The organism is Flavobacterium caeni, assembly GCF_900101895.1.
GTDB classification, from domain to species: Bacteria; Bacteroidota; Bacteroidia; order Flavobacteriales; family Flavobacteriaceae; genus Flavobacterium; species Flavobacterium caeni.
Genome location: NZ_FMVF01000005.1, coordinates 50,424 through 65,924 on the forward strand (window position 1 = coordinate 50,424; position 15,501 = coordinate 65,924).

General features: G+C 53.5%; 4 protein-coding genes. 2 read left to right on the forward strand and 2 right to left on the reverse strand.

The genetic code is table 11. The features are described 5' to 3' along the window. Window positions 1–70: 70 nt before the first annotated feature. Window positions 71–4,879: a GEVED domain-containing protein gene (locus BLP55_RS05775; protein ID WP_139149615.1), complete on the reverse strand. Its 4,809-nt coding sequence runs from the start codon at window positions 4,877–4,879 to the stop codon at window positions 71–73. Window positions 4,880–5,154: 275 nt separating this feature from the next. Next, window positions 5,155–13,200 (reverse strand): PKD-like domain-containing protein, encoded by an 8,046-nt coding sequence (locus tag BLP55_RS05780; protein ID WP_091141393.1) that lies wholly within the window; start codon window positions 13,198–13,200, stop codon window positions 5,155–5,157. Window positions 13,201–13,482: 282 nt separating this feature from the next. Between BLP55_RS05780 and BLP55_RS05785 the strand changes: the two genes are divergently transcribed. Both BLP55_RS05785 and BLP55_RS05790 read left to right on the forward strand, forming a co-directional pair. After that, window positions 13,483–14,178 (forward strand): tetratricopeptide repeat protein, encoded by a 696-nt coding sequence (locus BLP55_RS05785; protein ID WP_091141394.1) that lies wholly within the window; start codon window positions 13,483–13,485, stop codon window positions 14,176–14,178. Between the two features lie 57 nt (window positions 14,179–14,235). After that, on the forward strand, window positions 14,236–15,501 hold a 1,266-nt coding region (locus BLP55_RS05790), incomplete at its 3' end, for a UDP-N-acetylmuramate--L-alanine ligase (protein ID WP_091141395.1).

Genomic DNA, 15,501 nt, shown 5'->3' on the forward strand with positions numbered 1-15,501 from the left:
GAAATAGGTTTTGCGATGATACAAAAAAATCCGCTTCAAACGAAACGGATTCTTATTCAGGATTGATTGGTTATCGGTTCATCAGTTTTTGCGTCGCTACCGTGCCGTTGGTCAACTTGACCTTGGCGAAATAGATGCCTTGGGCAAAAACAAAGTCGTCCACGAACGTCTTGGATTGGGTATCCGGCAAATAGGATTTGACCAATTTGCCGTTCACTTCGAACACGTCGATGCTTTCGATGGCTTCGGTGGCCGAAACGTTCAGCTGGCGCTCGGCGATGAAAGCCGAAAGCCCGCTTGCGCTGAAACTGGTGTTGCCCAACGCCGACTCATGGTAACGCAAAACCAAACGGTCTTCGAAATGGCCCGCCGCCGTGGTAAACGAATATGGACTTTGTTTCAAGTCGTGGATTACGTTGAGCAATTTGTCTTCGAGGTAAATGTTTCGCTGTTCGAAATCGCCGTCGTAGTGGTCGATGCGGATCGTGTATTCGGCAGGCTGCAACGAGTTGTAACCCAACGGCACCTGATCGTATTCGTCCAGCGGCAAGGCCTTGGCCTGGATCACGAACACCTCGTCGTCGATAAGCGAATAGAATGAATTCGAGGCCAGGTGTTCAAATTTGTGGCCATCGTAGCCGCGCTCCCAGCTGTCTGTCGCACCTTCGGCATAGGCCACCAGGATCTGGCTAAAGCTGCCCGGATTCATCATGTTGAGCCATAGGCGGTGTTTTTCGAAATCGGCTTCTTCGGTGTTTTCACGGATGCTTTCTACGGCATCGTTGTCGGGTCTGAAGAACTGCGAATTGGTGTAGGCCGCCGATCGCATGCTGTTGTTGAACATCGCATTGCCCGCCACGTTCAAACTCCGCACAAAGAATGACTGCCCCGCAGCGATATAGCCGTTCGGGACGGTGCCGCCCGTGGACGCCGCTGTGCCTACACCGCCCACTTTGTTCCACGACGCATAGTCCGACCCTGTGTAGTTGTACAAGAAGTCGTTGTAAAACGGATCGGGATAAAGTGTGCTCGGTGCCGAATTGTGCGTCCAAAAGTAAATCGTGCCGTCAATCCTTGCGGCGTTGTTCGGTAGATTCAAGAACGTCGCGGCGCTGATTGATGACGGATACGGGTTGGCAAGCAGGTTGTACTGGTCGTTGAACGTTGGTCCGCCCATGGTGCCGAATAAGACCGGCGAATTAATGTTCCCGTTGTTTGGCGTTCCCGTAAACGTGGCCGTATAGGCAACCTTGGTAGACGGATTGGTCGAATACGTCTGTGGCGCACGTACGATGTATCCTTTTCTCGGATCCATCACGGTCGCCGAACTTTCTTGGTTCCAAGTTCCATAACTGGCGCCGACAAAAGGAGTCCAGCTGTAATATTTGTCGGCCAGCGTAGCCGGTGAAAGCATGCCGAGTGTGTAATTGGAGCCCAATGTGACAGGCGATCCCCAGTAGGTGTAGTCGTAGCGGTACATCGGTTGCGAAATACGCGTATAGTTGATCGTGCCGAAATTGTTCACGTTGTTCACTTGGATCAATCCGCCTGTATTCATGATGTTGAATGTACCTCCGGCGTTTACATTCACCACGTCGGTTACGGTCAAGGTGTTGTTGGTTGGGTCGATGCGCAGCACCCCGCCGTTTTGCACGGTGATGTTGTGGCAATAGGCCGCATAGGCGCTGCCCGAAATTACGCAGTTGTTTGGTGCCGTAGGAACAGCTACGCATTGCAGGTTGGTTGGTACACCGCTTGGTGTCCAGTTGGCGGCATTATTCCATGCTGTACTTACCGAACCGTTCCAGGTTTTGTTGGCGTTGACGGTTACCGTGGTTTGGTCGCTCACCACAACTTGTCTGCCGCTACAAAGATTATAGGTGACCTCTGCCGTATAAATGGTGGTCGATCCCGGACAAACGCTCAAGGTATTCCCGGTTCCTACGATAGGGCCAGAAGTTCCCGCGCCTTCATACCAGTTGATCGACGCGGTAGTCGCGCCCGATGGCGTGAAGCGCCAGGCTTCGTTGGTGACTGTCCAGTCGGGATCCAGGGAATTCCTGCCCGGCGGAACCACCGCGGCCGTACCCGCGGCGTTCTGTACGCCTACTACAGCGTTGCCGCTATTCCACGAGCCGCATACCGGTTTTTGTTCGATAAAGACATCGATGACATTGGTGTTCTCATACAAGACCATCATGCCAGTGTAAAGCATCGAATTACAAGTCGAGGAATACATCGGGATATCGTGCCAAGCTGCTACGAGCGCACGACAGCCGGTGTTGAGCGTAATCAATTCCCAGCCGACTTCGCCGCCTACCCTTGGGTCAATATCGTGGTACACGCCAAAAATAGCATTTCGGAACAAGTTGGTGCTCGGCAAATTGTTGGCAAAGCTCCACGCCGAGGTTCCTCCCGGGGTATTGTTGGTCAAATCGAACGTGATTGCGCCGTTCGAACTGATCAGACACTGGCTGTAGTTGTTGCCGTAGAAACAGAAGTTGAAAGGTAGGTTCACAATAGGCGACCACACATCGTCGTCGTTGACGCTCACCGGGTTTTTCAAACAATTGAATTGGTACGGAGGCGCATAAGGAATCGACGCCACCGTATAGTTGGTAGGCGCGTTGACCTGCAAATAGTTGGCTTCAAGGGTAACGCAGCTGCCGCTGGTACAATTGGTGGGTGGTACATCGGCACCGTTGAGCCCAAGTCCTCCCGAAACCACATTGTGACAGCCCAGTGTCGTGGTGCCTGTACTGTTTCCAATGCCGCAAGTCGGGATCAGGAAACTCTGTGGCCCCATCCAGGCACCTTGGCCCAATGCGCCGCCGCAGTTCGAACGGATCCAGTAGTAGTAACGTACCCCTGCCGTGAGCGGCGTGATCGTCACGCTCGTTCCAGTGGCAACACTGCCGGTTGGCGTGGTCGACGCCAGCGGATTCGTGGCGCTTGTCGAAATATAATAATGGTAGCCATTGGCAGGGGCGGGCGATGCAGCTACCCAGCTCAACGTAACACTGTTGGCCGTCAGAATGTTGGCAGACAAACTTGTAGGGTTGCCCGAACACGGCAAAGGCGGGGCTACAACCAACGTATAGTCTTCGGTTTCGCCACTCGTGATCGACCCGCAAGCCGCCGGAGTGGTGGACAAATAATTTGCACGGATACGCATGCGGTAGCCGCCGGGAGCAGTAGCCACCGGAATCGGGAAACTGCCTGCTGCCGAAACGACATAGGCATTGGTTGCAAACACTTGTTCGCCTGCCCCAAAAACCGCATCGTTGTTCCAGTCTACCCAGATAGTAAAGCCGTAAGTGTTGAAAATGCCGTCGTAAAATCCGGCAGAGAAATTGACGTTGACGCCCGCATTCTGGCTGACCACCATCGACGTAAAGTTGCCGTAACCCGTCGGTGAGAATCCTGAAGTGTTGTTGGTGATGTTCAAGATACCGCCCGTGGTCGAAAAACGATCGATATAAAAGCCGCTACCGGTTGATGTAGACGCGCAATAACTGCCAATCGTCGTGATACTGCCCGACACGTTGTTGCTCGAGCATCCGTTGCTCGCCAAGATGCGGTAGTAATAAGTTGTTGTAGGGCTAAGGCCGGTGATGACGCGATTGACACCCGGAGCGACCACACTAAAAGGCGATCCCGCGACATCTGCCGTATAGCCCGGGTCGGTGGTAACTTGGATGATGTAAGTAACCGCCGCCGCACTGCCTCCTGTAGGCGCGGTCCAGTTCAGCGTAAAATTGCTTGTCCCGATTGCCGAAGTGGTTACCGTGTTCGGTATGTTCGGGCACGTAATGCTATTTCCTGCCAGAGCGCCCGTGGTGTTATAGGTTGGGCCGCCAAGACACATTGAGTTGGTGAACGCATAGACAAAGAAATAATACCGCGTATTTCCGGTGAGCCCCGTAGTCGTAAATGCAGTAGACGCTCCCGATTGTACAAAAGTCAATCCAGCACCCAATGTGCCAATGTTCGCCGCAGAGTAGGTGACGCCATTAACAGGTTGCGAAGGAGGTGTCGCCGTATTCGAGCGCACGACCAGATAACCATTCGCGCTACCAGAGAAACTGCCCGAAATTGTTGTGGTGGTATTCGTACCCCAAGTCAAAGCCGTAGCTTGCGCGGGTGGAAAACATGGTGGGGTGGCGTAGGTGATGCGTACTTGACCACCAGCGCCGGCACCGCCGTTGACATTGCCGCTCGCCGTTGTTCTGTGGCCTCCTGATCCGCCGCCGCCAATGGTTGCTCCTGCAGATCCTGCGCTCGAAAACAAACCGTTGGCGCCATTTCCGCCACCTACTGCGGCACCGGCACCGCCAGTTTTTCCTGTGGCATTACCGCCAGGGCCCGTTGTACTGGCACCGCCGCCGCCGCCGCCGCCGCCGCCCACGGCCGCGTTGGTAGATCCGATTCCATTAGCGCCATTTCCACCAGAATACGCCGCTCCTGTGCCGCTGAATGTTCCTGCGGCACCACCTGCACCACCTAAAGCAGATTGCGGTCCGACGGGGAGATTTGCGAAAGCGCCTGCCAGTCCGCCGTTGGCTGAAGACAGAACTGTCCCTGTACAGTTAATAGCGGTGGTGAAGCAACTGAGTCCGCCTGGCTGTGCAGCGACGGGTGTCGATGGTCCTTGGATTCCACCCGCACCGCCTGCACCGACGACATAATGGTATGTGGTGCCTGCCGTTACCGCGAAGGTTGCCGTCGTATAGCCGCCGCCGCCGCCGCCGCCGGCACCGTTGCCCGCAAGGCCTCGAGAATAGCCGCCGCCGCCCCCGCCGCCCCAGGTTTCTACGGTAACCGAAGTCACCCCAGGTGGGCAAACCCATGTACCGGGACCGGGTGTGTTATGGGTCAATACGATTTGGGAAAATGCCGTTTGCGCCAAGCAAATAAGGAAAACCAAAGGCAGGCAATTGCGCACTAGGGAGTAGCATTTGTTCATAACTTAGCTTTTTTTGATAAAAATTGTGGTATGCTCAAAATTAGATTAAAAACACCAATTAAAGCGTCGAAAAATAGGAATATTTACCAAACAATCAATAAATTGTGGATAAAATGCGCAATTAAAACGATAAAGCCTCTTTTTACTTACTAAAAAGAGGCTTTACGAAGCTTGCAAGCGACTGATGGTTAACGGTTGTTCATCAATTTGGCCGTTACGATACTACCGTTTTCGAGCTTGATTTTAGCCAAGTAAACACCTTGGGCTTGGATGAATTCAGATTCAAACAAACGGCTCGTATTTTTTGGCTCGAACGTGCGGATCAATTTGCCCGTAAGGTCAAATACTTCTATTTTCTTGATCGCTTCCGAGGCCTGCACGGTGAGCGTTTGGTTTGCGATGAACGCCACGCATCCGATTACTTGGTCCGGTCTATCTACGCCGAGCAGTCCATCGGTATAGCGCAGTACGAAACGATCGTTGAATCGACCCACTTCAGAAGCAAACGTATACGGGTTGGCCTTAAGGTCGTGGATGATGTTGAGCAATTTGTCTTCGAGATAGATGTTTTGTCCGTCGAAGGCATCATCAAAATGATCGATACCGATGGTATAGTTGTTCGCCGCCGTCGCGTTGTAACCCAAAGGCACTTGATCGCTCGAATCGAAAGGCAGCGGACGTCCCTGTATGGTGACCATTTGCTCGTCTTCGAGCACCGAATAGAACGACACGAAATTGCCGCCAAACGCGCTGCCTTCAAATCCGCGGTCGTAGCCCAGCGTCGCACCTTCGGCATAGCCTACCAGCGTTTGGCTGAATCCGCCCTGTTCGTTGGCCAGGTTAAGCCATACCCGTTGTTTTTCGGTTTGCGACATCCTAAAGAAGTCGCTGTTGTTGTCCTTGTCGCGCATGGTATTGGTAAACACGGCATTTCCGTTGGCCAATCCTTTGACAAAGAATCCTTGTCCGGCGGCGATGTAGCCGTTTGGCGCAGGGCCTCCGTAGCCCGTTGGCGTTGTTCCCGTGCCGCCCATCAAGGTATAGGTGGCATAGTCACCAGCGGTATAGTTGTAAACATAGTTGCCATAGAACGGATTCGGGTAGGCTGCGCTTGGAGGCGAATGGTGTGTCCAGAAATAGATGGTTCCGTCAATCAGCGGCACATTGGTCGGATGACTCAGGAACGCATCGGCGTCTACACCCGATGGATACGGGTTGCCGATAAGGTTGAGCTTGTCGTTGAACAATCCCGGGGCCATGGTGCCTATGGCGATCGGTACGTTGATGTTACCGTTGTTCGGCACGCCGATGAAATTGGCCGTATAAGCTTGCGTCAACGCAGGATTGGTCGAGTAGGTCTGCGGCGCGCGAACAATATACCCGCGGTTCGGATTCATCACGGTTGACGAACTGGTCATCACCCAATTGCCGTTGCCACCGCCGTTGGTAGGATTCCAATAGAAATACTTGTCGGCAAGTGTTGCCGGAGACAACATCGCGAGCGTATAGTTGGAAGCCAATGTCACAGGCGATCCCCAGTAGGTATAATCGTAACGGTACATCGGTTGGGTAATACGTTGCATGTGGATGTTGCCGATGTTGGCCACATTGTTGATTTGCACCAAGCTGGCGTTGTTCAATACCGACAAGCCGCCCGTAGGGTTCACCTGGACCACATCGGTCACCGTAATACTGTTGCCCGGATTCACCGTGAGGTTTCCGCCTGCAAGAACTGTTGTCGAGAATGCATAGGCGTCAAAGCCAGAACCATCGATGATTGGGTCGGTGATTGTATTGGGCACCACTACGCAAGATGTCGATGTAGGCACGCCATTTGGTGTCCAGTTACCGGCCACATTCCAATCGCTGCTGACCGATCCGTTCCACGTTTTGGCGTTGCTTGTGATCGTCACGCAGTTGCTGATGGCCGAACAAGGTGTGCTGTTGAGCGTAGAAGTTGCGATGACACGATAGTACGTGGTTTGCGCCACTACTGGTGGGTCATAGGTGGCACCGGTAGCACCAATAATGTTGGTCCATCCCGAGGCGCATCCTACAGTGCTCGATTGCCATTGGTAAGACGGTGTCCCGACAAACGTTGCCGGCGTTGTTACCGTAAAGGCCACAGGGTCTTGGCTACAAACCGATTGATCTCCCGCAATGGTCGGGGCAGTCACATCGTTGACAAACACCGTGACAAAGTTTGATCCCGCCGAACAGGCCGTGCTGTTTACCGTCGCGATCGCCAGTCGTCTAAAATACGTCACCACATTGATTGGTCCTGGCGCATCATAGGTATCTCCAGTTTCTCCTGCAATATCTGTCCAAGGGCCGGTTCCCGATACAGTGCTAATCTGCCATTGGTAGGTAAGTCCTGTACCGGTTCCTGCTGCCGTACTTGTGAAGGCGGCAGGATCTCCGCCCATACAAACGGTTCGGTTGGTCGCGATGGTACCCGCGGTTACACTGTTCGGTGTAACGGTGATACAATTGCTGATGGCAGTACAAGAAACCCCGTTCAGCGTCGAAGTCGTAATCCTGCGGTAGTACGTGGTGACTACGAGTCCGGCAGGAGCGTCATAGGTGGCCGAAGTCGCCCCCGAAATGTTTGTAAAAGTGCTGCCGCATCCTACGGTGTTTCGTTGCCATTGGTAAGTCAACGTACCCGAACCGGTAGCCGGAACAATTTCGGTAAATGCCGATGGATTGTTGCCGCAAAGCGTTTCGTCGCTGCCTACGGTACCCGGTGTCACATCGTTTACATAAACCACCACGCAATTGCTGTAGGCCACACATGGTGAACCGTTCAGCGTAGAGGTAGTCATTCTGCGGTAATAAGTTGTGGCCAACAAGCCGGCAGGCGGGTCATATTGGAATCCCGTAGCGCCGCCAATGTTGGTGAATGTATCGCCACATCCGGTGGTGTTGCTTTGCCATTGGTACGTAATGGTGCCGTTGCCTGAACCTGGTGCGGAGCTCGTTAGCATAGGTGGATTTCCGCCGCTACATATGGTGTGTCCGCCCACAACCGCGCCCGGAGCCACGTTGTTGACCGATACCTGGATCGGCGTGGTGTTGGCTACCGAACAAGGGATGCCCGCCACCGAATTCGAAACCACACGGATAAACCATGTTGTTTGGGTGATGGGACCCGGCGCGTCATAGGTTACACCAGTTGCACCGCCAATGTCTGTCCAAGGGCCCGTTGCGCTGGTCGTACTGAATTGCCATTGGTAAGAAAGCGCGCTTCCGGCGGCAGGAGTCGTTTCGGTAAAGGCTACTGGATCGCCACCGTTGCAAATCGTCTGGTTGGCCGAAACTACCCCAGGGGTCAGTTGCGGCGCCACCGTGATGACAATCTGGGCTTGCATCGATCCCGGACATTGTGTTGGGCCGTTGACCGACGTCGCGGTGATAAAATACGTGACATTTTGGTTCACGGCCGAGTTGTTGGTCAACACGTCTGGAATTGTATAGGAACCATTTACGGCTATGGTTGGTGAGTTGGCGCCGTTAATCGGCATTGAACTGATCACATTGGCGTTGACGCTTCGGGTCCATGAGTAAATGATCTGGGTTGTCGGCGAAAGATTCGACGTTAGGTTGATGGCTGCACTGGTCCCGCTACAAATCAGCGGGCTTGGCGCGGTAGCCGTTACCGTTGGATTCGGACGTATCGTGACCGTCGTGGTTTGTGGCGTCAAAGAACAGATAAATGCGTTCGTGTCGGCGTCGTAAATGTTTGGCGTAATCGAGATCGTTGTCGTGACATTCGCGTTGGTGTTGTTGACCACCGTAAGCGGCAGTGTTCCTTCCGACAAATAGGCGCCAAACAGCCACCATGGTTGGCTGGTGTCTTGTGGCAGCGGTCCTCCCGAACTAGGTGTGATATAGGCAGGGTTGCCGATCCATGAGTACCTGATATAAGCCCCGCCGCCATGCGCCGAGTAGATCCGCGGATTGAAATTCGCGCCAGAGCAAACGGTGCCGCCGCCAAAATCGATCGAGAAACTAAAGTTCGAATTGTTAGCAACCACTACCGAAACAGCATTACTGGTCACCGTTTGACCGCAACTGGTCACCAAAACCTGGTACCATGTATTCGGCGTAGCGCCATTGGTTGTTGGCGGTTGATAGGTTGCCCCGGTTGCCCCGCCGATGTTGGTCCAAGGGCCGGTATCGCTGGTGGTGCTGCTTTGCCATTGGTAAGTATACGCACCTGAGCCACCTGTCACAGGCGTGGTGATAAAGAAAGTCGTAGGCCTGGATCCCTGACAAACCACTTGCGAATCTTCGATGCCTGGCGTACTCATTGTCGGATAAACCGTGAGCGTGGCCGTGATGGTTCTCGAACAGCCGTTCGGAGCGGTCGCTAAGACCGTGAAAGTTGCAGTTTGGTTCACACTGGTAATGTTGGATACAGTGCCGCTGATGTCACCGGTACCGCTCATCGGGATACCTGTCACATCTACGTTGGTACGCGTCCAGCTGTAGGTGGTTCCCGCCAGGCCATTGCTCGTGCTGAAAACGATGTTGGCCGTAGCGCCCGTACAAACACCTTGGGTGGCCGGTGTGGCTACCGCCAACGGAGCCGGACGTACGATCACATCGACCGTTACAGGTGCCGACTGACAAAACGCACGGATCGCATAAATGGTGAATGTTGTGGTTTGGTCTACGCCTGTCGGGTTGGTAAGCGTGCCCGAAATGGTCGATGCCGTTCCGCTGCCCGCGATACCCGGCGTGTTGGCGGCATTCGTGCGTGTCCAAGAATAAGTTGTTCCCGGAATCGCGTTCGGATTGCTCAAAACAATGGCCGAAATAGGCAGGCCCGCACAAACCGTTTGCGATGCCGGGGTTGCCGCTACATCGGGTTGCGGATTTACAATCACGGTTACGGTGGTTGTGCTGGTACCACAACCTGCCGCTGTTGCCGAAATCGTAAACGTGGTAGACTGTTGTACCAACGTGTTGTTGGTGAACGTACCGCTGATGTTCGTGCCCGATCCGCTGGCCGCGATGCCCGTAAGGTTGACGGTATTGTCGCGCGTCCAGCTATAGGTCACAGGTCCTGTGACATTATTCGGGTTGCTAAAGTTGATCGTTGTAATGTTGACGCCCGGACAAACAGTTTGGCTCGCAGGTGTTGCCGCTACCGTTGGGTTCGGATTCACCACCACGTCTACCGTTACCGGATCTGAAATACAGCCGTCCTCAGATGTCGCAATGATGCTGAACGTCGTGGTTTGTGCGGTATTGGTGGTATTGGTCAACGTGCCCGTGATTGGAGTTCCGCTGCCCGCTGCCGCCAAACCTGTAAGGTTGCCGGTGTTGGTTCGCGTCCAATTGTAGGTGATGGTTCCCGCCACGTTGTTCGGATTGCTCAAGCCGATAGGTGCAAACGCACTGCCCGAGCAAACGGTTTGTGTTGGCGTATCTGCGGCTACGGTAGGTTTTGGATTGACCGTGACCGAAAACGAAAACACGCTTCCTGTACAGCTTCCCGAGGTAGCAGTGACGTTATAGTTGGCCGTTTGCGGGGTGTTGGTCGGGTTGGTGAGCAAGATGTTGATGGCCGGTTGGTTGTTGCCACCCGATCCGCCTGTAAGCCCTCCTGTCACCGATGGCGTGCTCCAGGTGTAGGTGGTTCCCGCAGGGATGAGGTTGCCGCCTCCGTTGGCAGGCGTGACCACAAGATTTTCCTCGCTGCAAACGCTATCGGTGATGTTGTTGATGAATGGTGTCGGATTGACCGTCACCGTGACCGTAAATGATGCGCCCACACATGCGCCGCTGGTGCCCGATGTCGGGGTAACGGTATACGTAGCGGTTTGCGCTGTAGTGGTTGGGTTGGTCAAGGTTTGGCTGATGCCCAGTTGTCCGCTCTCGGCGCTTCCGCCTGTCATCCCGCCCGTTACTACCGGTGCAGGCCAAGAGTAGGTCGTGCCCGCTGGAACCACGGTGGCCACTGTAGGAACACCGGTTGATGGAACCACCGCAAAAGCCACTTCGCTACAAGTCGCGACCGAATAATTGAAAATAAACGGTTTTTCATTGACGGTCAGCGCCGCATTGATCGAAACCGCTGGTGTCGCACAACCGTTGATGACAACGCAATGGTAGTTGGCATCCGAATCAGATGGTACCGTTGGGTTGATGTTCAAGGTAGGGGTGTTTGCCCCGCTGATGCTTCCACCGTTGGCTACTGGGGAAGCGCCTTTGTACCATTGGTACACCAAGCTGCCGCCTGTTGCCGACACGCTGAAACTTACGGCATCGCCCGAGCATACCGTTTGCGTGGCCGTAGGCTCTGCCGTGATGGCTGGGCCTTCGTTAACGACCAATACACTGTTGTTCGACGTTACCGATGTACAAGGTGCCAAACCGCCGACAATACAGTGGTATAGGGCAGAGGCGTCGCCAGTCGTCAGGTTGGCGATGGACAGGGTTGGCGATGTGGCGCCCGAAATATTGCCGCCGTCAACCAATTGTGTTCCACCGTTGTACCATTGGTACGTCAAACCTGCGCCCGTTGCCGATACGCTAAAATTTGCGGTATTGCCCGTGCAAAGCGACTGGTTGGCCACTGGTTGTGCGGTTATCACGACGCGCTCTGTCACAGTGAGTGTCGCGGTGTTTGAAGTTGCGCTAGGAGAGCAGTTTCCGCTCACGACACAATAATAATCGGTTGCGGCATCGCCCAAGGCGACAGGGTTGATCGTAAGTGTGCTGGATGTGGCGCCAGAAATCGCCCCTCCGTTGTTTAATTGTGTCGCGCCTCGGAACCATTGGTAAGTAATCCCCGAGCCCGAAGCCGTGACGCTGAACGACACGCTGCTGTTCGAACAAACCGATTGCGATGTCGGATGTCCTGTTACGCTCGGCAACTCATGCACAGACACTGCTGCGGTCGTGCTCGAACAAGACGTAGTGGCATCGGTAAAAGTAAAGGTCGATGTACCCAAGACCAACCCCGTTACGACGCCCGTGTTCATGTCTATCGAGGCCGCAGCAGGATTGTTGCTGACCCAGGTTCCGCCAGAGGAAGGAAGCATTTGTATGGTGCTGCCGATGCACACCGACGAAGGCCCTGAAACCGAAGTCGGTGCGGTGACGGTTACTGTGGCCGTCGTGGCGTTGGTACAACCATTCCCGGTGACGGTATAGGTGATGATAGCATTTCCGGGGCTTACACCCAACACCATTCCGCTGATGCTGTTGACCGTCGCAATGGATGGGCTTCCGCTGGTCCATACGCCGCCAGCCGTCGCATTCGAAAGCGGTGTGGTGGCCGCAGGGCAAACGGTTAATGTTCCTGTGATTGGTGATACGGTGGGAACAGGATTCACGGTAAAATTCGACGCGCTCGTACCAGTTCCGGACGGTGTGGTCACGCTGATAGGCCCCGATGTGGCGCCTGCCGGCAACGTAGCCGTAATTTGTGTCGCGCTGTTGATGGTATAGGTCGCATTGGTGCCGTTAAAGCTAACGGCCGTCGCCCCAAGGAAATTGGTTCCTGTGATGACCACCGATGTTGCGGTGGCTCCCGCGCAACCGTTGTTGGGTGTAAAACCCGTCACGGTAGGTACGCTGGTATAGTAAACAGTGATTTGCATGAAATCGACCGAAGCAGTCCTGTTCGAGCCCTCGGCCTCTACCCGCAATTCCGCGCCAAAATTGCCCGCGTTGATTTCGGCGGGTGTCCAGGTCGTGCCCCACAAATCGGCGGCGCCCCCGTAGTTCTGCCCCGTCATGGTGCCGGGCCAGTCGGCGCCATTGGCATAGTTGTTTCCAACGGCGACTCCGTTCTTCATCAGCCTGACAGAAACATCATCGATGCTGTTGCCGCCGCCCGTCGAACTGCTTTGACGCATGATACGCAATACAATTCCATTAATGGTGGCTCCGGCCGGAATGGTAAAACCGTATTGCGTGCCGCGCAGGTATTCCGAGAGACTGTTGCTGTTAAGCCCGCACGTCGAATAGTTGAAATCATCGGCTTCGATCCTATTTGCAAAGCTCCAACCCGTTCCGGCGCCGCCCGATGTGAATCCGTTTGACGTATCATTAGGGCCGGCAATTTGCGCCTGTGCTTGGGGTGCAAAAATCAGAAAAAGGAACAGCGTCAAACCGCTCCAAATTGTGCCGAATTTCGACATCGAAAAAGTGTCGTTCAGCTTGGTTTTTTTAACAAAAGAAAACCCGTTCGAAAGTGTAAAATAAAAGTGTTTCATAGCGTAAACCTTTTCATGAATCCAGCTACAAAATTACCCCCTATGCCAACCGCGCGGTAATTTTTCAGACAACGAACACCAAAAATCGACCAACGACCTTTTTTTGAAAAAAAAACAATCGGAAATCGACAAATCCTTTATTTATAAGGGTTTGCGAGCGATTTTTCGGACGGTTTTCGTCGGTTTTTATTGCGTTTCAACGGACTTTTTTCAGTACTTTTCCAATTTCGTCGTCATAGGCTGACGCTTTTTTTCGTTACTTTGGACTTCTCAATTGCCGACATGAAATTTGTTTTCCCGATTTTGTTTTTTTGGTCGACTTTTTCGTTCTCGCAAACCGATTTCGAAACAGGTGAAAAATTGTTCGCCGATAAGAAATATTCGGCCGCCAAATCCTATTTCGAAAACGACCTCAAACAACATCCCCAAAACGAAAAGTCGCGTGAATATTTGGGCGATATTTCGAGCCATTTGGGACAATGGGAACAAGCGGTGTTGGTTTATGAACAACTCAAGAACCGCAAACCATCGTCTGCAGGCTACCAATACAAATACGGCGGCGCGCTGGCGATGTTGGCCAAAACGTCGAATAAACTGTATGCGTTGACGCTTATAGCCGACATTGAGCATGCATTCCAAAAGACCATCGGCAACGATCCGCGTCACCTAGAGGCGCGATGGGCATTGGTCGAATTGTACCTTCAGTTGCCGGGCATTGCTGGGGGCAGCGAGAAAAAAGCCAGACGGTATGCCAACGAGCTCTCGACCCTGTCGCCCGTAGACGGTTATCTGGCCAAGGGCCGTATTGCCGAATATTTCGAAAGATATGCCACCGCCGAGCAATATTACCGCAAGGCCATCGAAGTGGGCAACTCCAAAACCTGTAGCCAAAAGCTCGCCGACCTGTACCAAAATAAAATGAATCAGCCCGAAAAAGCCAAGGCGGTATGGGCACAATACCATAAAACCAAGGGCTAGAACAAGCCGGATTATCCTTCAAATAACCAAATTTTCAAATCCACAAATCCACAATAAATGCGTACCCATTTTATCGCCATAGGCGGCGCCGCCATGCACAACCTCGCGTTGGCCTTACACCACAAAGGATACCATGTAACAGGAAGCGACGACGCGATTTTCGAACCCTCGAAGTCGCGACTTGAAAGACAAGGATTGTTGCCGTCCGAAATGGGTTGGTTTCCCGAAAAAATAACACCCGATATCGAAGCCATCATCCTCGGCATGCACGCCAAGGCCGACAATCCGGAATTGTTGAAAGCGCAGGAATTGGGGCTGAAAATTTATTCCTACCCTGAGTTTTTGTACGAACAATCCAAACACAAAACCCGTGTGGTCATTGGCGGGTCGCATGGCAAAACCACGATTACGTCGATGATTTTGCACGTGATGCACTACCATGGCATAAATGTCGATTACATGGTGGGCGCGCAACTCGAAGGATTCGATACGATGGTGCACCTGACCGAAGACAACGACTTTATTGTGCTCGAAGGCGACGAGTACCTTTCTTCGCCTACAGACCGTCGACCGAAGTTTCATTTGTACCAGCCCAATATCGCGCTCATTTCGGGCATCGCCTGGGACCACATCAACGTGTTTCCGACCTATGAGAATTATGTCGAACAATTCGAAACGTTCATCAAACTCATCACCAACGGCGGTATGCTCGTGTACAACGAAAACGACCCTGAGGTCAAACGCGTGGCCGAAGCCGCGACCAACCCGATCCGCAAGATCCCTTACCAAACGCCGCCTTATTCCGTCGTCAACGGTACCACCATGCTCGAAACCCCCGAAGGCCCGATGCCCATCGAGGTGTTCGGCGCGCACAATTTGAACAACCTGGCCGGCGCCAAATGGATTTGCCAGGCGATGGGCGTAGACGAAGCCGATTTTTACGAAGCCATCGCGAGTTTCAAAGGCGCATCCAAACGACTCGAGAAGATTGCCGAGAATGCAAACAATGTAGCCTACAAAGATTTCGCGCATTCGCCGAGCAAAGTGGCCGCGACCACCAAGGCCGTCAAGGAACAATACCCCGATCGCACACTCATCGCCTGTCTCGAGCTGCATACCTATTCGAGCCTAAACCCTGAATTTCTTAAAGAATACGAAGGCGCACTGGCCGCCGCCGACGTGGCCGTGGTGTTCTATTCGCCCGATGCGGTCAAAATCAAAAAGCTCGACGAGATCACCGCCGAGCAAATCGCGCAGGCGTTCAACCGCCAGGACCTGATCATTTACACCAACCCCGATGCGTTCAAGGAGTATTTGTTCCAC

Excerpts from the sequence above, each read along its gene's own strand:
- BLP55_RS05785 (WP_091141394.1), top strand. The coding sequence starts at position 13,483 with ATGAAATTTGTTTTCCCGATTTTGTTTTTTTGGTCGACTTTTTCGTTC.
- BLP55_RS05780 (WP_091141393.1), bottom strand. The coding sequence starts at position 13,200 with ATGAAACACTTTTATTTTACACTTTCGAACGGGTTTTCTTTTGTTAAA.